The sequence below is a fragment of the Clostridium saccharobutylicum DSM 13864 genome (genome assembly GCF_000473995.1).
In the GTDB taxonomy this organism is placed as follows: Bacteria; Bacillota; Clostridia; order Clostridiales; family Clostridiaceae; genus Clostridium; species Clostridium saccharobutylicum.
In genome coordinates, this window is sequence record NC_022571.1 from 644,225 (window position 1) to 664,742 (window position 20,518).

Sequence of the window (20,518 nt, forward strand, 5' to 3'; positions counted from 1 at the left end):
GGTCGGAGGGATTTTTAAATGGGAGTATCTATTGTAATAACTTCAGGAAAGGGTGGTGTTGGGAAAACCACAACTACAGCTAACATAGGAACTGCTTTAGCTTCATTAGGAAAAAGAGTAGTTGTTATAGACGGTGATACAGGACTTAGAAATTTGGATGTTTTATTAGGGTTGGAAAATAGAATTGTATATACAATAATTGATGTTATAGAAGGAAGATGTAGGTTAAAGCAAGGTCTTATAAAAGATAAGAGATTTCAAAATTTATGCCTTTTACCTACAGCACAAACAAGGGATAAGGACGATATAAGTCCGCAAGAAATGCTTAAAATAGTAAATGAACTTAAAGAAGAGTTTGATTATGTATTAATAGATTCACCTGCAGGAATCGAACAAGGGTTTGAAAACGCAGTTATAGGTGCAGATAGAGCAGTAGTAGTTGTAAATCCTGAAATTACATCAGTTAGAGATGCAGATAGAGTTATTGGTAAACTTGATGCAAAAGGACTAGAAGACCATGGAGTAGTTATTAATAGATTAAATTATGAAATGACTAAAAATGGTGATATGCTCGACGTAAGTGATATTATAGAAACTCTTTCAATAAAGTTATTAGGGGTTGTGCCTGATGATAAAAATATAACTGTCTCAACTAATAAGGGAGAACCTATTGTTTTAGATGATAGTGCAATTTCTGGCCAAGCATTTAAAAATATTGCAAAGAGAATCATGGGAGAAGAAGTACCATTTATGGATTTACATACGGAACAAGAAGGATTCTTTAGCTCTTTAAAGAAACTATTTAAGCGTAAGTAAAGGAGGAGTTTTAAAAAATGGGTTTTTTTAAGAATTTAAATAGCAAACCAACTCCTAAGCAGGTTGCTAAAGATAGGCTAAAATTAATTCTTATACACGATAGAGGAGAAATAGCTCCGCAGATTATAGAAAAGATAAGAGAAGAAATATTAGATGTGATATCTAAGTATATTGATATACAAGTGGATGATGTTGAAATATCTGTAAACAGAAGTGATGATGATGAAGGCGAAAATTCTTCAGCATTAATAGCAAATATTCCAATTAAAAATATCAGAGGAAGATAATATTTTATCACAAAATTACAGGGTATTAGACTTGTGGTGAATTAACCGAAAAAAAGAGTGCTCTGTTGTTCCGGTTACTAGAGAAAAGGATTGTGGATTTCTAGCAGCAGAAGTTGTTCCATTCCAGCATGCTCCTTAAGCAAGTTAAGGACAAGCGAGGATGGAACAACTTCTATTGAAGAAATCCTACAATCCTTTTCTCAATGTAATACTAAACAAAAGAGAACCTATTCTTTCTGGTTTAGAATATATTTCAAAGTATAGTATAAGTCTAATTCGTAGTCATGTGGAATAAATATATATATGATTTCGGTGAGTTACCATATAAATATAATTTTTGATTTGGATATATATCGTTAAATTATTACAAAATTATTATGTTTTTTATACTTATGAGAATTAATATGGTGAATGAAGTAATAATAATGTATAATAAAGTTTATAAAAATAATATATTTCATCGGAGGTGAAGTATTGTTTAAGCAATTTAGATTAGATGTTAGATTATTAAAAGAAATAGATAAAACTCTTTTAATTTCTATGATTCTTTTAATATTATATGGCACATTTAATATATATTTATGCACCAAAGGACAATATGGAATGACTTTTGTAAAACAACAGATATTTTGGCTTGTTGCATCACTTATAGCGCTATATTTTTTTATTACAATAGACTACACAATAATATTTAATTATGTACCTATATTGTATTGGGGAACTGTAGTACTTCTTATATTAACAATGATTCCAGGTATTGGAATAGTAGTCAATGGAGCTAGAGGATGGATTAATCTCGGAATATGTAAGCTTCAGCCATCGGAGTTTGCTAAGTTGGTAATTATACTTATGCTAGCTAGAAAGTTGGATGAAATGGACGGCAGGATAAACGATATGAAAAACTTTTTTATATTAGCATTTTATTGCATAGTGCCAGTAATATTTATTTTAAAGCAACCGGATATGGGGATGAGTATGGTATGCTTCTTTATTGTTTTAGGTATTTTTTATACAATGGGATTTGATACAAGGATTATTGCTGGAGGATTAGCTTCTTTAGTTCTTGCAATAATAATAGTATGGAATTCAGGGTTGATAGAACCGTATCAAAAAATGAGATTTACCGCTTTTTTAAATCCAGAAGTTAATGATGCGTCAACATATCATTTAAATCAATCTCTAATTGCAATAGGTTCTGGTGGAATAGTAGGAAGTAGTCCATCATTGACTGAAAATGGAAGCTCAACTTATGCAGCACAAAACGTACCAGAAATACATACGGATTTTATTTTTGCTGCAATAGCAGATCAATGGGGTTTTATAGGGGCAATTTTATTGCTTGTACTTTATGGATTACTTTTATATAAAATTATATCAATAGCGCGAACATCTAAAGATATATTTGGTTCAGTTATATGTATTGGAATAGTTTCATATTTCTTATTTGCAATATTGCAAAATATAGGAATGACAATAGGCTTGGTGCCAATTACAGGTATAGCATTGCCACTTGTAAGCTATGGAGGAAGTTCATTATTAACAACAGTAATTTCATTAGGAATAACAATAAATGTAGGGATGAGAAGAAAAAAGATACATTTTTAAGGACATAGAAGAAAAACGCGTAAACATTTATTTTCGAACTAACTTAAATAATATTTAGGCACATTAAAGAAAATAACAAGTTCAAAATGCCATGAATATTTTTTATCAGGCAAGGAAGCAGATTGGTTTAATAGCATGCTATTAGGGCAATTTGCTGACGCAGTATGATGAAAAATAGGCTTGACAGATGGATTTGTTATTTTTTTTTATTGTGCCTTAAGTTAGTTCTTTTTTATTTAATCCTCATAATTCCTATTGTTTTTAAATATAATCTAATAAGATGAATTTAAAGGAGGATATAGTGAATAATTATAGATCAGCTTATGAAAATTATTATAAAAACATAAACAATAGAGCAAAAGGAAAACAGGACAGTATTAGATATTCTCCTTTAGATAAGAAACGTGATGATTTAATTAAATCTCCATATGGAATTAGTAAAAGTAGTGAATTTAATTTCAAGCAATTTTTCGTAAAGAGAATAATGAGGGAGTTAATTGGAGCTGCAATTTTACTCTTACTTTTTGTTGGTTTAAAATACATTCCTGCAAATCAAGTGAGTCAAGTTCATAATACATGTAAAGAAGTTTTAAATCAACAATTTAACTATGATGAATCAATAGATGCTTTTAATAATGTTGAAGTAGGTAATTTTAAAATGAAAGATCTAAGAATAGGAGATTTTACACTAGAGGATTTTAAGAGTAACAATTTAAAAGTTAGAACATCAAATTTTATAGAATACTTAAAAAATAGAAGTAATTCACAAGTAAAACCTGAAGATGAGTTATCAATAATCATTCAGTTGCAGGCATATGAAGAAAATAAGTAATTAATTATGTTATTACAAATAAATGAGCATATTGTCTTAATATTTTTTGCATATGTCTTATTACAGAGGATAAAAGTATTAAATGGTATAAATTAACACGATACTATGGTTGGATGAAGCACATTTAAAAATTAACAAGTCCATCTGCCAAGCTTATTTTTCATCAGGGGAAGCGCCAGTCTCATACGCTCACTTAGTAAGCGACTATCATCAAATCATAGATTTGGATTTTCATTTATCTATTCATAAGCAGATTGTCATAATAGGCTTGCTATGATACCAAACTGCTTCAGTGGCTGATGAAAAATAATCATAGCATTTTGGATATGTTATTTTCTTTCATGTGCTTAAAGCTTAGCAATATTATAGGGGTTAAAAATGAAGAAATGGTATAAGGTATTAATTGTAGAATTGCTAATATTAATGTGGATATTGGATTTTAATAATTCAATTTTTATTAGTTTTCTATGGATAATATTACATGAATTTGCACATATATTAGTGGCAAATAACTTTGGATGTAGATTTAACAGTTTTAACATAAGTATATCAGGGGTTAAAGCAGAATTAATAGATATTGATGAGCTCACGGAAAAGAAAAAATTAATCTTATATTTAGCAGGTCCATTTTCAAATTTTTTTATGAGTATAGTTGCATGCTTTTTATATCGGTTTTTTAAGTGGAACTTTATTGAAAGCAGTATAATCATTAATATATATTTAGGTGTGTTTAATTTATTACCTGCATATCCGTTAGATGGAGCTAGAGTATGTGAAATATTACTATCAAGAAAATTTTTATATAAAAAATCAAAAAGTATTACTGAGATTGCTAGTTTTATCATTGCAGGAGTATTAATTTTAATATTTATTATAATGTTTTTATTACATAAGGTGAACATAAGCTTATTCTTAGCAGCCATTTTAATGATATATACTACTTTTTTAGAAAAAGAGAAGACCATGTATATTATAATGGGGGATATGATTAGAAAGGTACGAAAACTAAAAAAGTATAATTATATCGAAAATAAATCTATATCTGTATATTATAAAAAAGGTTTAGTTAATGTATTGACTCTAGTTGATAAGAATAAATTTAATAGTTTCTATGTTCTCGATGATGATATGCAATTGATGGGAATAATTCATGAGGATGAGCTTATTAAGGCTTTGAAGGAATATGGTAATATAACTTTAGAAGAATATATTTATATAAGAAAAAAATAACTCCTTAGTTGTACTTTAAAATACAGCTAAGGTTTTATTTTTTATATTTAAGGCACAATCAAAAAATAACAAGTCTATGTGGCAGAAATGTTCTTATATGTAGCATGGCTACTTTCTTTAATGTGCATATTTTTCATAGAAACATTGAACTAATAGGCTAGCTATGAGACCAATCCTCCTCTTTGTTTGATGCAAGATATTCATAGTAGATTGTGCTCATTGTTTTTTATGTAGTTAATGCAACATTTTTATGTTTTGAATTGTATTATATATGAACTTACTAATTAATAATATATTTTATATATTATTTAGTAGCTATTATAGCAATCGAGCAACAGAGCATTTAGAATTTTTTAGCGAAATTTTCATAGTCCTATGGAACAAATATGTATCTAATTTCGGCTGGATTCACATAAACTCTATTCTCATTGCGGAACCCTATAATTCCTATAAAAATAGATAAGGATGGTGGATAGTAATGAAAAGAAAAAAGATATTGAGTTTAATTTTAACAGTTTGTTTAGCAGTTTCAATTATATCTATGCCTGCATTTGGAGCAGAAACTGATAGCAAGGGACTTGAACAAGCTGTTGTAACTATGAAACAAGTTGTAGTGATTCCAGATAGCTATAAAGATTTTACTCATTCTTCAAGTCAATATGACATTGGAGATCAGAAAGTTACAATATGGAATCTAGAATGGGAAAATTCAGATGATAATAATGGTTATATTAGTGCATCTATTGATGAAAATGGAGATGTATTAACATATAATAAGTATAGTCCTAGTGAAAGTTCTAATGGATTAGCTAAGACTACAAAAGAAGATGCACAAAAATCTGCAGAAGAATTTTTGAATAAAGTAATTCCAAGTTATTCAAATCAAATGAAGAAAATAGATACAAATTCTAATAATCCTTCAAGTGATCAATATAATTTTACTTATCAACAATTTGTAGATAATACTCCAGTTGATTTTAATCGTGTAGAAATTAGTGTTAGTAAATCTACTGGCGAAGTAACTTCGTATACAGGATTAAATCCAGGAGCAAAAATGAGTGATTATCCAGCTACAAGCGGTGTAATTAACTTAAATACTGCAGAAAAATCATATATAGATAAACTAGGAGTTCATTTAAAATATTATTCTTCATATGACTATAAAGAAAAAAAATTAAATGTTTTTCCAGGATATTCAGTTGATGATAATAAATTGAATGCAATTGATGGAAACACAGGAGAGGTTATATCCCTTCTTAATCAAGATAAAGTATACAAGTATAAAAAAAATGAAGCAAGTGATATGACAAATGCAGCAAGTTCAGGATTGCAAAATTCTAATCAAAAGTTAACTGGGGAAGAAATTGATGCTATTGGTAATGTATCGAAATTTATTACAAAAGAAAAAGCAAGCGATATAATTAAGGAATCGATAGATACAACGAATTTTGATATGACAATTAATGATTCATCTTTAAGTAAAGATAGAATAAATGAAAACTATATATGGGAAATTGGATTTAAAGATGGAGATGGTAAGGTAGATGCAAAAACTGGAGAGCTACTATCATTTTATTTTTATAATAATAAAGATGGAAATGAAAATATGTCAAAGTCAGATGCACAGAAAGTAGCAGAACAGTTTTTAAAGAAAAATGCAGAAGAGAAATTTAGTCAAACTAAATATGAAGATAGCAACAATTTAAAATTTAAGAATATATCTCAAGATGGAAATATTTATTCATTTAATTTTGTGCGTCAAGTTAATGGAATAGATTTTGACAGTAATTCATTAGAAGTTGAAATTGATAAAACTACAGGAAAAATCATTGAATATCAAAATAGATGGTATGATAATGTTACATTTCCTGATATAAGTCAAGCTATAACTAAAGAAGCAGCATTCAATAAGATTAACGAATATGGAGATTTTGGGTTAGAATATAATTTAACAGATAATAATAAAGTATCATTAGTTTATAATTTTAGAAATTTAAAAGGAAATTATATTATTAATCCAATTAGTGGAGTAAGGATAGATTCAGAAGGAAAAACTTATAAAGATAATAAATTACCAGAGTACTGTGATATAAGTGGACATCCATGCGAAAAAATAGTAAAAGAACTTTTAGAAAATGGATATTATATTTCAGGTGAAAAATTTAATCCGGATAGCAATATAACTCAAATAAATTTCTTGAAATATTTATATTCACCAGAGCAATCTTCATACAGTGATGATGACTTTTATGAAATGTTAATTGATAGAGGGATTATTCAAAAAGATGAAAAAAATCCAGAGTCATTACTTTCTAATCAAGATATAGCAAAGATTGTAGTAAGATATTTAGGATATGATAAGGTTGCATCTCATCCAGAAATCTTCAAGAACCCATTTAATGATAGTGTAGAATATCAATACCAAGGATATGCAGCAATATGCTATAGTTTTGGTATTATGAAAGGTGATAATAATGGAAATTTTAATGGAACAAGTAAAGTAAGCAATGCTGAATCAGCACAGATAATTTATAATATATTAAAACAAAGCCAATCAGAAAAGTAACAATTAATTTTAAATACAGGGTTCCGCAATGAAACTAAAATTTATATGAGTCCTAGCCGAAATTGGATACATGTTTGTTCCATATGACTATGAAAATTTCGCTGAAAGGTTCTAACTGTGATGTTGCCCCATTTCTGCATGTTCCAAATATTCATTTTGATAAGCAGTAAATGGAACAAGCTCTCATTAAGAACCTAAACAGCTTATTTTCAAAGGTCTATTACACAACAGATATGTATCCAATTTCTCTGTTTGTGATATATCAAATTCTCAATGATTAGCTATATATAGATATCCCAACTATAAATTATACTTATGTGGTGACTTACCAAAATCAGAAATATTTTTGTTACGTAGGACTATGAAAATGTCGTTGAAGGCTCTAAGTTGTAGGTTGTGCTCAATTTAGCATGCTCCCATTTTCAATGTGACAAGCTAAAGTGAAACAACCTACAACTAAGAAGCCTTAACAACTCATTTTCAAAGGCCTACTACACAAAAATATTTCCGATTTCTAGTGGAGATATTAACCACAAATAAGTTGAGTTCTTAATTTGGATATCTATATTTTGCATTTTATGGTTATTTTATGGTATTATATAGTGTATAATGTTAAATAATGTAATTATATTTAAAATATGGTTAGATAGAGGCTTGAATGGGAGATTATACATCAATAAAAAGTAATATAGAAGATATTAAAGAATACATGAATAAATATAAAACATTGTTATATTTGGATATGATTTTATAGTACGCAAGAGCATATGACGGAAAACTAAACTGATTTTATATGAAATTAGTAGAAGAAGTTAGTAAAAATAAAGCTTTATAGCTAATTGCATTGGTATAATGACTTTATAAGTCACACATTATAGTAAGATAAAATGTACTGGATGGTATAGATATGGGGAATGCATGGATTATTGCCTAAGATGCCGTTAAGGTAGAGAATATGAGATACAGGAGGAAATATTGTGCAAAGTAGAGTTTTGATTATTGACGATGACATGGAGTTATGCCAGTTATTGAAAAAATGTATAGAGAAAGAAGATATCATTGTTGAATGTGCATATACTGGAACGGATGGTTTGAAGTTAGCATTGCAAGGTAATTATCAACTGATTGTTTTAGACGTTATGCTCCCTGAAATGGATGGATTTCAAATTCTTGAGAAAATTAGGAGCATTAGCATCGTGCCAGTCTTAATGCTTACTGCGAAAGCTGCCAGCGCCGACAAAGTGAATGGTTTGCGCTCTGGTGCTGACGATTATTTAACGAAGCCTTTTGATGTCGAAGAATTTATTGCTCGCATTTTGTCTTTGATCCGCAGATATACAACATTAAATAGCAGTTATAGCAAAGAAACTAATTGTATGTCCTTTCAGAAGCTTATTATTGATATTGACACCCGAATTGTTCATATTCAAGAAAGGCAAGTGGAGCTACATGCTAAGGAATTTGACATTCTTTGCTACCTTGCAAAAAACCAAGGAAAAATTTTAACCAAACAGCAAATATATGAAGAAATATGGCAGGAGCCATATGTCTATGATGACAATAACATAATGGGACATATAAGCAAACTGCGAAAACAGATAGAGCCTGATCCGAGCAATCCGACTTATATTCAAACAGTGAAAGGTGTAGGCTATCGCTTTAGCCGTGAGGTCTAATTATGAATGGATTTCCATTGTTTGAGGGTATTATTGTTATTGTTGCTTTAATTTACACCCTTCTACTCTCTCGAAAAATACGTAATATTAAGTTAAAACTGAATGATATTTCAGAAGTATTGGATGACATTGCACAAGGCAACAGTAATCGAAAGATATTGGCAAAATCCAATGATATGACTTCTATTATTTGCTATAAAATAAATAATATTATTCATGAATTTCAAGGGCGGATTATTGACTTAAAAAAAGCGGAAAAAATGAACAGTCAATTGATGACAAGTCTTTCTCATGATGTACGTACTCCGTTGACAACGCTTATTGGATATTTAGACGCGGCGCAAAAAGGTATTGTAGTCGGTAAGGAGAAGGAAGAATATATAGAAACCGCTCGTCTAAGAGCACATGATATTAAAGACTATGTAAATGTTTTGTTTGAGTGGTTTAAACTCAATTCTAACGAAGAAACATTTATGGTACAGAAGGTAGAGCTTACGGAAGTTACCAGAAAACTACTTAAAGACTGGATTCCAATCTTTGAGAACAATAGTCTCGACTTCGATATTGACATCCCAGAAAAGTTCATAAAGGTTAATTTGGATACAGATGCATATTCCCGTATTATGAATAACCTGATTCAGAATGTGATTGCCCATAGTCAAGCAAACCACATAAAAATAAAAGTTTCTATACTTCGTGCTAATGCAGTGATTGTTGTTGCAGACGATGGTAAGGGAATTTCCAAACAAGATTTGCCCCATGTCTTCGAACGTCTCTATAAATGCGACATAGCACGTTCTAAAAGAGGAAGTGGCTTAGGATTATCCATTGTACAGCAGCTTGTGGAGAAGATGGGAGGGGTGATTGTAGTTAAAAGCCAACCGTATCAACTAACAGAGTTCATTGTACAATTTCCATTGATTGATTAAAAAACCTGCTGAAAGGCAGGTTTTTTTGCTTCTTTTAATGACATTCAAGGTAGAGTTAATGTTTGTGCAATGTTTATGCAAGGTTATGGTGATAAAATTAAATTCATAAAATTAAAGGAGGATTTTATATTTTGAATGATTTGGTAATCGAAACAAATAATTTAACAAAACAATATGGTGAACAAAGAAGTGTTGATAATTTAAACATTCATGTAAAGAAAGGAAGAATTTATGGTTTGTTAGGACGCAATGGTGCTGGAAAAACCACTACTATGAAGATGTTGTTAAATCTAACGAGTCCTACGTCTGGAGAAGTACGTATTTTCGGAAAGGATATTAATACTGACAAGAGAAAAATTCTTTCTCGAATTGGAAACCTGATTGAATCGCCAGGATTTTATCCTAACCTTACTGGAACTGAAAACCTTAAAATTATGGCCAGGCTACGTGGAGTACCCACATTCGATGCCATTAAGAACGCATTGGATGTGGTAGGGTTGCCTTATATGGATAAAAAGCTGTTCTCACAGTATTCGCTTGGCATGAAACAGCGACTAGGAATAGCAAATTCTATTATGCATGATCCAGAGCTTTTGATTTTGGACGAACCTATTAACGGGCTTGATCCAATTGGTATAGTGGAAGTTCGTGATTTTATAAAGCGCCTTAGTATGGAACAAGGTAAAACAATTTTAATTTCCAGTCATATTCTATCTGAAATAGCTTTATTAGTGGATGATATTGGCATCATTGATCACGGTGTCTTACTGGAAGAAGAAAGTTTGGAAGAATTGCAGCAGAAAAATAGTAGATATGTTCATTTCGTTGTGACAGATACCTCCCAAGCTTCCCGAATATTGGAGACTGACTTTCATATCTCTAATATTCATATTGATGATGATCATAATTTACGGGTTTATGATACGAATATAGATGTAGCTGCTATTACCCGTAAATGGATAGAAAGCGGTTTAAATATATCGGAAGCACATACGCAAAATGATACATTGGAGGATTATTTCAAAAGGCTCACCGGAGGTGAAGGAATTGCTTGATTTAATCATATGCGAATTTGCTAAAATTAAACGGCAGCGTTTTATTCTATTTTGTATGTTAGCAGCCTGCCTATTTCCTATACCATTGACTGTATTAGTGGCAAAAGACAATTTGCATTTTGAGGAGCTTTTTAAACTGATTGTTACGTTTGGGGATTTTCTCCTTTTGCCATGTGTCCTAAGTATAGTAGCGAGCATACTATTCTTTATGGAAAGGGACAGCGACATGCTAAAAAATTTGATGACTGTACCAGTTTCTAAAACCAGACTTGTAGAAGCAAAGCTGGCTGTGCTTCTAATTGTTGCTGTGCTATATTCTATTACTGGTTTAGGTACTACAATCATTGGTGGATTAATTGTTGGGGCTGTAGAAGGCGTTGTTTTTAAATTGGGATTAAGTGCTGTCCTCGGTATAATGCTATTTGTCTCAGTTCTTCCTGTTGTTCTTCTTGTTGTCTATTTTAACAAAAGCTATATTTTTTCCATTATAATTGCCTTCATTTATTCTATTTTAAATTTTGGAATAGCACTTAATATGGTTAATTTTGCTCCTAACAGTGTGGCTATTACTGTGTTGCCTGTACCAGTCATTATGCGTTGGTGGTCGTCTTATTGGAGCCTATCGGCAGAATATATTACAATTAGAAAGCCCTATATGTTATCAACCCAGTTTTGTGCAGGAATGTTATTTTTAATAGCGGCAATATCAATTCTACTAATTTCAATTACATTCAAAAAGCAGGAAGATTAGGAGGAAACTATGATTAATATAATTGTTACAGAATTTCAAAAGCTTAAGCGCTACAGCATTCTTTGGATTGGCATAGTAGCAGTGCTATTTTCAGTACTTTTAGCAGCTTTTCAACAAAACAGCAGTAATGAAATTATTCAGTACGAAAGTTATACGAATAGTGTCATATGGAATAATTTTAGTATGATTTTTCCATTTATGATTGTTCTCATAGGAGGATATATTATAAACCGTGAGTATGTTGATCATACATTGAAGAACATGTTAACTGTACCTATTCCATTTCGTAAATTACTGATGGGAAAATTGATTACTGTTGGGCTTGTTACAACATTGTACGGCTTTTTTAGCTTCATATGCACATTTCTCTTGGGTATAGTATTTTATAATAGAAATATGTCATCAGCACTTGTAGTGAAATCGCTTTTTCAACTCGTTGGATTGAGTCTTTGCTGTTACTTGGCTGTGTTACCAATCATCATATTTTTTAGCCGAAAACAAAACGGTTTTCTTGCTGGAGTTGGATTGGCATTTGTTTACGGTTTTTGTGGAATCTTTATCGCTGGCAGAGCATTGACTGATTACTACCCTATTACCGCTGGTTTAGGAATTATTAAGTTTACAGGAGATGACACTCTTAACTTTAATCTTTCAGTTGAAATCGGTGCCTTATCCATTATGATAATACTTTCAATGATTATGTTGTTTTGTATGAAAGGGTTTGAGGATAGAAACACTTTATCTAAAAATACAGCAAAAAAACACAAGGGGTAATAAATTCTATATATCTTTATACTTTTATTATATAAATATTTTTAGAATTAAAAATAATTTGTAAATTGGCTATCTCAAAAACTTTTAATATAATTCTAAAAATGTTGTTTATTAGACTATATCCTTTAACATTTCGCTTGTTAATTTATTTCTTAAATGCAATTTGGATTTCACAAATCAAAAAAGATTTTTGAAATAAATTATAAAAATGAAGAGGAGATGGCAATATATCAAACAACAGCATAATCAAAGCTTAGAAGAATCCAATGTATAGCTCTAAATTAGATCAAAGCATAGCAAATCCAGCAGGAGATACAATGGGTGAACTTAATGATCTTGAGCTAGGTGAATTAGCAGGAGCTTTTTCATCACGAAACATCTGTACTGCTATAACAGAGTCCACATATTTGACTGCAATTTGTTGTAGCAACTAAAAAATAGATATAAAGGTGTTCTAAGAAACACCTTTATATCTATTTTTTAATATTTATCTATTTGTAACTAAACGCATACTTTTAGTGTTGCTACAAAACATAGTCAAGAAAGGTTGGATTATCAAAAAAAGTTTATTTGAATAGGCATTGATGAGTTAAATAACTATATGAAAAGAACGAATAAGCGAAGTTTCTATGTCTATGTTTGCATTAAGCGTTAAGAAAAAGCTTGATGATAAGAATCAAATTAATTTAGAAGATTTACTTAATGTATGGTAACTGAGTTCTTAATTTCAGCAATTGCAATTATATGATTGGTATTTACAGTGTTTATATATTATGTTAATTTACTTATATATTTCCTAAAAATAGTATACGATATATCTATGACAAGTGTATGATGTTTTAATATGCAACAGATATGTAGTGAAAATAGATAGCAAAGGAATTAAAAAGTAGAATAAGATTGATATTATTTATAGGAGGGTAGGGCATTATGAACAAAATATTAATCGTAGAGGATGATCCTAAAATTAATAAAATGATACAAACTTTATTAAGAAAAAATCAATATATTGCAGTATCTGCATTTTCTGGTACAGAGGCGCTTTTGTTATTGGAAAAAGAGTCTTTTGATTTAATTTTATTAGACTTAATGTTGCCAGGATTAAGCGGTGAAGAAATTTTAGTGAAGATTAATGAACAATCTCAAATTCCTATTATATGTGTATCAGCAAAAGATGATTTAAATACTAAACTTGAACTTATTAGATATGGGGCTGATGATTATATAACAAAGCCGTTCAATAATGAAGAATTAATTGTGCGGATAGGTGCAGTATTAAGAAGAATGAATAAGGGGACAACAGCAGATAAAAACAATATATTCCGATTTAAAGATTTGGTTTTAGATAGTGAAAATCATATTGTGACTATTAATGATGAGCCTATTGAACTTACTGTAAAAGAATATAGGATATTAGAATTATTAATTAGTAATCCTAAGAAAGTATTTACAAAACAGAATATATTTGAGAGTGTTTGGACTGAAGAATATATTATGGATGAAAGAGTAGTTACAGTGCATGTTAGTAATTTGCGTAATAAATTAAAACCTGGAGAAGAATACATAAAAACAGTTTGGGGAATAGGATATAAAATGCAGGACAATTAGCTTACAAAACTTTATACTTTCTTGATAAATTCTAAATTCTATTTTAATATCTTTCATTTATCATTTAAATATAGGGCTAAGGCATAATTACAGAAAGTAAGAGGTAAAGAAATATGAGATTAGTATTAAAAACTAATGGTTTGACTAAAAAATATGGGAAACAAATAGCTGTAAATAATGTTAATTTAAATATTGAAAAGGGAGATATTTATGGTTTAATAGGGAAAAATGGTGCGGGTAAAACAACAATTATGAAAATTGTTTGTGGATTGATTTATCAGAGCCAAGGTGATATTCAACTGTTTGAAAGCAGCAATTTAGAAAGAAGCAGGAAAAGAATGGGGTGTGTTATTGAACAGCCAGCGCTTTATCCTGGAATGACAGCAAGAGAAAATTTGATTTATTATGATAAGTTGCTTGGTATTACAGACTATGGTAATGTAGATGAAGTTTTAAGCTTGGTTGGTTTGCAAAATACAGGCAAAAAGAAAACTAAAGCTTTTTCCATTGGCATGAAGCAGCGTTTATCCATTGCAATTTCTTTATTAGGTAATCCTGATTTTCTTATCCTAGATGAGCCTATTAATGGATTAGATCCTTCTGGTATCAAGGAAGTGAGAGAATTACTATTAAAACTAAATAGAGAAAATGAAATTACTATCTTAATTTCCTCTCATATCTTAGGAGAGCTTGCTAAGATTGCAACAAAATATGGAATTATAGAAAATGGAGTACTTGTTGATGAATTTGCAGCTGTGGAATTAGAAAAACGTTGTAAAAAATGTCTTTCACTAGTAGTTAATGATTCAGAAAAAGCAGCTTATATTATAAAAAATAATATCAAAAGTACTGATTATAAAGTATTTGATAAAGGCAAAATTTGCATTTATGATTGTTTAGATATACCAGAACAGATTAATAAAGAATTGGTTGAAAATGGTGTTTTGGTATCAATCCTCACTTTAGAAGGACAAGATATAGAAAGTTATTTTGTAAAGATGATGGGAGGAGATAAATAATGATAAATGTAATATCAAGTGAATTTTATAAAATATTTAAAAGTAAAATCTTTTATGTAATTTCAATAATATTGCTAGCAATGAATGTTATTTCTTTTGTTTCTTTGCTTGTACAAAAAATAAATTCTTCTTCTAAGATAAAAGAACAGCTTGTAGGAACAGGAATCTCAAATTACCAAGAATCTTATAACGCAGATTTTGTTTTTTATATCATTCTTATTTTTATAGCGTTCCTAATTACTGCTGAATATGCAAATGATAGTATAAGGCAAATGGCTTGTCATGGAATAGCTAGATGGAAATTAGTACTCGGTCAGTATATAGCTATGTCTTCTGTAATTACAATAGTTCTATTAGGTTTTGGTATTTTAAATTTATTATCATATACAGTATTGTCTCAATTAGGAAAAGTTGATGTAGTAAAATTTATTATCATGAATTTCGGAATACTTTGCATGTTTTGGGGTACTGCAGGTATTGGCACTTTTTTATCTTATTTATTAAAAAATGGAGGCATTACAATTATAGTTTCTATTTTAGTTGTGATAAGTAGTAACTTAATAGCAAATTTGCTTGCTTTTTTAACAAAAAACAACATTTTTGCAACATATAATCTTAGCAGTATGCGTAAAACCATAATTGATCTTACTTCAAAATCAGAGGATGTTATGATTTGTTCAATTGTATTTTTATTAATTGGAATTGTTGCAGTTTTAGGATCGAGTTTATTATTTTCAAAAAGAGATGTAGATTAGGCACAAGAAGGATTAAAAGTACAGTTAAATAGATAATAAAATTTTTAAGAATGTATGGTAAAAGTGAAAGGAGAGAATATTTTGGATATATTAAGAACAGAAAATGTTTCAAAAATCTATGGAATTGGTGATACAAGAGTTACTGCATTAGATAAGTTGAATTTGAAAATAAGCAAGGGGCAATTTGTCTCAATAATTGGTCCAAGTGGATCAGGGAAATCTACACTTCTTCATATGCTAGGAGGTGTGGATCGTCCTACAGAAGGTAAAATATATATAGAAGAAACTGATATTTCATCAATGAATGAAACCGAGTCTGCTTTATTTCGACGACGAAAAATAGGATTAATTTATCAGTCTTATAATTTAATCTCTACACTGAATGTAAAAAAGAATATACTATTACCTATGTTGTTAGATAGTATAAAACCTAATCAAGAGGAATTTGATCATCTTGTAGAGATGCTTGGTTTAACAGAAAGGCTTAATCATTTGCCAAGCCAGCTTTCTGGCGGACAGCAGCAGAGAGTTGCTATAGGACGATCATTAATTTATAAACCATCAATTATTTTGGCTGATGAACCTACGGGTAATCTTGATAGGAAAAATACAAAAGCAACTCTTGACTTGTTGAAACTTTCAAATAAGGAATTCAACCAGACAATTGTGATGATCACACATGATGAAGAAATTGCATCATCAGCTGATAGAGTGATTACAATTGTTGATGGAAGAATAGTTTCAGATGAGGTGAACAAGAAATGAAAATTATGAATGAATACACATATCACAAAATAAAAAAGAATAAGCGATATACAATTTCTATACTAGTTGCGATAACAATTGCTTCCGCATTGTTGTGTTCATTATCTATATTTTTATATTCTATATGGGATACAAAGGTAACCTCAACAATTGAAAAAACAGGTTATTGGCACGGAGAATTATGGAATTCTATATCAGGTGATAAATTGAAGTATATCACAGAAAACCCAGATGTTGAAGCTACAATGGTTAAAGGAAGTTGGGTTACTGCTGAACTTTCTAATACCAAACGTCCATATCTTTTAATGAGAGATGCAGATAAAAATTTTTGGAGTGACATGAATTTAAAAAATAATCTTACAGATGGTAGCCTTCCTAAAAAAGCTGGAGAAATTGTTGTGTCAAAATTATTCTTTACAGATAATCCCACATATAAAATTGGCGATAAGCTAACACTGCCCATAGGTAATCGTATGTTAGATAACAAAGTAATTTCAACTCAAGATTATAAAAAGCCTGGTGAAACTTTTAAGACAACTGGAACTAAGACTTATACAATAGTTGGTGAGTTAGATGTTTCTGGAATATCAGCTTATCCGGGGTATATTGCTATGGGATACTTGGATGTTTTGAATATTCAACCCAGTGATGAACTTACGGTTTATATGCGTTTTGTGAACCCTCGTAAAATATATAATACATTACCAGAGATTGCAGAATACGTTGGATTAACCAAAAACGAATATGGACAGTATGGAGTTATGTATAATAGCCAGTTATTAAATTTATATGGAATTAGCGATAAAAGTAGTACAAATACTCAACTTGTTATAATTTTAGCAATAGCAGTAACTCTGTTTTTACTAATTATGGGTGCATTTGTTCTTATTATTTATAATGCATTCTCATTGTCTTCTAATAGTCGGATTAAGGAATTGAGTATTTTAAAAAGTTTAGGGGCAACACCAAGACAAATTAAGTATTCTGTACTTTATGAAGGATTTTTGTTATGGATTGCTCAACTACCAATTGGCTTAATAATAGGATATACATTTAGTTATCTTGTATTCTCTAGAGTTAATGGAATTCTTAGCATTTCAGAAGATTATAAGAACATAAATGTTTCTTTATCTTGGGTAGTAATTGCTTTTTCTGTAATAAGCTCGTTAATTACTGTTTTAGTCTCAGCATATATTCCTGCAAGAAAAGTGGCAAAAGTGCCAGCCATTTTTGGAATACGCCAGAATAGCCAAGTAATAAAAGTAAAAAAAATGAAACGTAATTTAATAATCAAGAGAATATTTGGTATAGAAGGTGAACTAGCAGCTTCGCAATTTTCAGCTAATAAGAAGAGCTTACGTACAGCTGTTTTATCTCTTTCAATGTGCTTTATCTTAATATCAGGTTATATTAATATTATTTCAATATATAATTTTGCTGATTCTAAGAATAACAAAGTAATTAATCATGATATTACGCTTAATTTAAATATTATGGATGAACCAAGTGATAAAATGCTTAATGAAATTCTCTCGTTACCTGAAGCTCAAGATAGTGTGGTTAGAAGGCAAGTATGTACTTCAACCTATGTGACATCAGATCAGGAGTCAGATATTTTTGCTGAATCAGGTGGATTTGATGGAGTAAACTCCAATAAGTATAATGTATTAAAAGAAGATGGAAAGTATAGAATTACAGTAAATTTAGTAGGCTTAGGTGATGAATCATTTAAGAAGTATTGCACAGAAATTGGCACTGATTTTGAGAAATATTATAAAGAAGGTACAGCAACAGGTGTATTGCTAAATAGCACATATCATACCCCTGCTAATTCGAAAGTCATACAACAAATACATTTGTTAAATATAAACCAGGGAAGTAAAATGCTTTTATATGAAAAAGTAGAAGATGATATGAACACAAATAATAAATTTGATGTTCAAATAGGTGATGTTACAGATATTTCTCCAAGCGACCTGGGAACTGCTAGATATAGCCTAGCTTTTATTGTTCCTATGAAAAATTATCAGCAGATAGTTAGTGATTTTTCACCTGATCGAAAGCTTGAGTCTAATAGGGTATCAATTGATTTGTTAGTGGGAGATAAGGCTAGTCCAAACGTAAAAGAAAAATTGACACAGATTTGCAGTGCCTACTTGGGATCAGAAGATTTTAACATATGGAGTTTAGTGGAAGAAAGAAATCATAAAGAATTAGTTCAAAAAGCTGTTGCAATTAGTGTTTCTGCTGTTGCATTAATGATTGGGATAATTGGAATTTTTAATGCATTTTCTATCGTTTCGAATAATATAAGGCTTCATAGAAAGGAATTTGCTATGCTTAGGTCAGTTGGATTAACACCTAAAGGATTAAATAAAATGCTGATATTGGAAGGTCTGTTCTTTGCATTAAAACCAATTATTATTAGTATTCCAGTGGTGTTTATTATTTGTTGGTATATGTTAAGATTAACATCAATAACATGGATTGAGTTTTTAGCTGTTTTTCCAGGTAAAGCAATTTCAATTTATTCAATGCTAATATTTGTGGCTATACTTTTGTCATATTGGTTTTCTTCTAAATCCGTTAAACAAAACAATATTATAGAAGCGATGAAAGACGAAATAGTATGATTCTTAGATTTGTTATAGATATAGTTTAGTTCAAATAAAGGAGTTAATATGAAATATATTTGGGTATTCACAACTTTTTTGTTAATGTTTATGTTTATTACGCTTATTTTTTATCATTTATATTATCGCATGAACATAAAGCATATTACAAAACAATTAGAGGAAATAATGAATATAACTGATACTAATCAGCGTCTAACAGTTATAGCAAAGCAAAGGGATATTGCAAATTTAGTAAATATACTCAATTATTTAGTGAGGGATATCAGAATGTCTCGTATAAGAATCAAAAGGCTAACTATGAATTTTAGACAGAGTATAATTAATATTTCACATGATTTACGTACACCGTTGACAACTGCTAGTGGATACATTCAAATGCTCCAAACAAGTGTTACAGAAGAAGAAAGAGAAGAATATTTAAGGATAATATTAGAACGTCAAAATATGGTTAAAATGCTATTGGAACAATTATTTGAATATGTACGAATTGAATCAGGTGAGATTATTTATGAACATGTGCCTATGGATGCAAAAAAAGTTTTTATAGATACACTTGCTATGTATTATGATGATTTTAACAAGAAGGGACAAGAACCAACTGTTCATTTACTAGAAAAACCATGTATAATACTAGGAGATGAACAAGGGGTAAAAAGAATATTTTCAAATATATTATTTAATGCAGCTATACATGGTAATGGAGGATATTGTTTTGAAATCCAGGAGTCAGATAGTTATGTATTTACTTTTTCTAATATTAGTGAACCCATGAGTAGCGATGATTTAGATAATATTTTTCAACGTTTTTACACAAAGGATCAATCTAGAAATAAAAAGACTACAGGTTTAGGACTGGCAATAGCTAAGGAAATTACCATGCAGTTAAATGGTAAAATAGAAGCTTTTTATAACAATGGTAAATTCTCAATATCTATTTCGTTCCCTAAGATTTCATAAGATATGAGCAATCAAAACATGATATAAGTTAATTAGTGACATTGAGCAATTTTATTTTGTAACAACATTTGTTTATACACTTTAGAATTTATAAACAAATGTTGTTTGGCTTCAGCAAGTTATTTCAAAAACAGTAAACATTCAGTAAATGTTTTGGTTGAAATTTAATTGTTTTTCGAATAAACTACCAATATGAATTTATATTAGGCACATGAAAGAAAATAACAAGTCCAAAATTCCATGAGTATTTTGCATCA

Annotated in this window: 18 protein-coding genes; all 18 read left to right on the plus strand. The window is 29.9% G+C overall.

The window, feature by feature from the left end:
- The first annotated feature begins 18 nt into the window (after positions 1–18).
- The 18 genes from minD to CLSA_RS03110 all read left to right on the plus strand — a co-directional run bounded on the left by minD (position 19) and on the right by CLSA_RS03110 (position 20,261).
- The gene (gene minD, locus CLSA_RS03030) at positions 19–816 is read left to right on the plus strand and encodes a septum site-determining protein MinD (protein WP_022743918.1); all 798 of its coding nucleotides are present in this window, start codon (positions 19–21) and stop codon (positions 814–816) included.
- A 17-nt stretch (positions 817–833) separates the two neighbouring features.
- Positions 834–1,103, plus strand: coding sequence for a cell division topological specificity factor MinE (gene minE / locus CLSA_RS03035; protein WP_022743919.1), 270 nt, complete (start codon positions 834–836; stop codon positions 1,101–1,103).
- 474 nt (positions 1,104–1,577) lie between these two features.
- Entirely contained in the window at positions 1,578–2,708 is a 1,131-nt protein-coding gene (gene rodA, locus CLSA_RS03040) for a rod shape-determining protein RodA (RefSeq protein WP_022743920.1), read from the plus strand.
- A gap of 301 nt (positions 2,709–3,009) precedes the next feature.
- Positions 3,010–3,540, plus strand: coding sequence for a hypothetical protein (locus tag CLSA_RS03045; RefSeq protein WP_064530649.1), 531 nt, complete (start codon positions 3,010–3,012; stop codon positions 3,538–3,540).
- A gap of 378 nt (positions 3,541–3,918) precedes the next feature.
- The gene (locus CLSA_RS03050; RefSeq protein WP_022743922.1) at positions 3,919–4,770 is read left to right on the plus strand and encodes a site-2 protease family protein; all 852 of its coding nucleotides are present in this window, start codon (positions 3,919–3,921) and stop codon (positions 4,768–4,770) included.
- 478 nt (positions 4,771–5,248) lie between these two features.
- Positions 5,249–7,336 (plus strand): YcdB/YcdC domain-containing protein, encoded by a 2,088-nt coding sequence (locus CLSA_RS03055; RefSeq protein WP_022743923.1) that lies wholly within the window; start codon positions 5,249–5,251, stop codon positions 7,334–7,336.
- Between the two features lie 977 nt (positions 7,337–8,313).
- Positions 8,314–9,012 carry a response regulator transcription factor gene (locus CLSA_RS03060; protein ID WP_022743924.1) on the plus strand — a complete coding sequence of 233 codons (699 nt, stop codon included), beginning with the start codon at positions 8,314–8,316 and terminating at the stop codon, positions 9,010–9,012.
- Between the two features lie 2 nt (positions 9,013–9,014).
- A complete protein-coding gene (locus tag CLSA_RS03065) occupies positions 9,015–9,941 on the plus strand; it encodes a sensor histidine kinase (protein WP_022743925.1) in 927 nt (308 codons plus the stop codon).
- Between the two features lie 131 nt (positions 9,942–10,072).
- Positions 10,073–10,996, plus strand: a complete 924-nt coding sequence (locus CLSA_RS03070; RefSeq protein ID WP_022743926.1) for an ABC transporter ATP-binding protein — start codon at positions 10,073–10,075, stop codon at positions 10,994–10,996.
- A complete protein-coding gene (locus CLSA_RS03075) occupies positions 10,989–11,747 on the plus strand; it encodes an ABC transporter permease (RefSeq protein WP_022743927.1) in 759 nt (252 codons plus the stop codon). Before CLSA_RS03070 ends, CLSA_RS03075 begins: the two co-directional genes overlap by 8 nt.
- 9 nt (positions 11,748–11,756) lie before the next feature.
- Positions 11,757–12,521, plus strand: coding sequence for an ABC transporter permease (locus tag CLSA_RS03080; protein ID WP_022743928.1), 765 nt, complete (start codon positions 11,757–11,759; stop codon positions 12,519–12,521).
- A gap of 266 nt (positions 12,522–12,787) precedes the next feature.
- A complete protein-coding gene (locus tag CLSA_RS23030) occupies positions 12,788–12,955 on the plus strand; it encodes a hypothetical protein (protein ID WP_022743929.1) in 168 nt (55 codons plus the stop codon).
- Between the two features lie 496 nt (positions 12,956–13,451).
- Positions 13,452–14,129, plus strand: a complete 678-nt coding sequence (locus CLSA_RS03085) for a response regulator transcription factor (RefSeq protein ID WP_022743930.1) — start codon at positions 13,452–13,454, stop codon at positions 14,127–14,129.
- Positions 14,130–14,242: 113 nt separating this feature from the next.
- Positions 14,243–15,148, plus strand: coding sequence for an ABC transporter ATP-binding protein (locus CLSA_RS03090; RefSeq protein WP_022743931.1), 906 nt, complete (start codon positions 14,243–14,245; stop codon positions 15,146–15,148).
- Complete coding sequence (locus CLSA_RS03095) at positions 15,148–15,903, plus strand: ABC transporter permease (RefSeq protein WP_022743932.1); 756 nt, start codon at positions 15,148–15,150, stop codon at positions 15,901–15,903. The genes CLSA_RS03090 and CLSA_RS03095 overlap by 1 nt, the downstream gene beginning before the upstream one ends.
- Before the next feature lie 81 nt (positions 15,904–15,984).
- Complete coding sequence (locus CLSA_RS03100; protein WP_022743933.1) at positions 15,985–16,668, plus strand: ABC transporter ATP-binding protein; 684 nt, start codon at positions 15,985–15,987, stop codon at positions 16,666–16,668.
- Positions 16,665–19,301, plus strand: coding sequence for an ABC transporter permease (locus CLSA_RS03105; RefSeq protein ID WP_022743934.1), 2,637 nt, complete (start codon positions 16,665–16,667; stop codon positions 19,299–19,301). The genes CLSA_RS03100 and CLSA_RS03105 overlap by 4 nt, the downstream gene beginning before the upstream one ends.
- A 168-nt stretch (positions 19,302–19,469) precedes the next feature.
- Positions 19,470–20,261, plus strand: a complete 792-nt coding sequence (locus tag CLSA_RS03110; RefSeq protein WP_236903293.1) for a sensor histidine kinase — start codon at positions 19,470–19,472, stop codon at positions 20,259–20,261.
- The last annotated feature ends 257 nt before the right edge of the window (positions 20,262–20,518 follow it).

Coding starts and splice junctions, on each gene's coding strand:
- CLSA_RS03085 (WP_022743930.1), top strand. CDS start 13,452: ATGAACAAAATATTAATCGTAGAGGATGATCCTAAAATTAATAAAATG.
- CLSA_RS03110 (WP_236903293.1), top strand. CDS start 19,470: ATGAATATAACTGATACTAATCAGCGTCTAACAGTTATAGCAAAGCAA.
- CLSA_RS03050 (WP_022743922.1), top strand. CDS start 3,919: ATGAAGAAATGGTATAAGGTATTAATTGTAGAATTGCTAATATTAATG.
- CLSA_RS03055 (WP_022743923.1), top strand. CDS start 5,249: ATGAAAAGAAAAAAGATATTGAGTTTAATTTTAACAGTTTGTTTAGCA.
- CLSA_RS03080 (WP_022743928.1), top strand. CDS start 11,757: ATGATTAATATAATTGTTACAGAATTTCAAAAGCTTAAGCGCTACAGC.
- CLSA_RS23030 (WP_022743929.1), top strand. CDS start 12,788: ATGTATAGCTCTAAATTAGATCAAAGCATAGCAAATCCAGCAGGAGAT.
- minD (WP_022743918.1), top strand. CDS start 19: ATGGGAGTATCTATTGTAATAACTTCAGGAAAGGGTGGTGTTGGGAAA.
- CLSA_RS03105 (WP_022743934.1), top strand. CDS start 16,665: ATGAAAATTATGAATGAATACACATATCACAAAATAAAAAAGAATAAG.
- CLSA_RS03095 (WP_022743932.1), top strand. CDS start 15,148: ATGATAAATGTAATATCAAGTGAATTTTATAAAATATTTAAAAGTAAA.
- minE (WP_022743919.1), top strand. CDS start 834: ATGGGTTTTTTTAAGAATTTAAATAGCAAACCAACTCCTAAGCAGGTT.
- CLSA_RS03065 (WP_022743925.1), top strand. CDS start 9,015: ATGAATGGATTTCCATTGTTTGAGGGTATTATTGTTATTGTTGCTTTA.
- CLSA_RS03090 (WP_022743931.1), top strand. CDS start 14,243: ATGAGATTAGTATTAAAAACTAATGGTTTGACTAAAAAATATGGGAAA.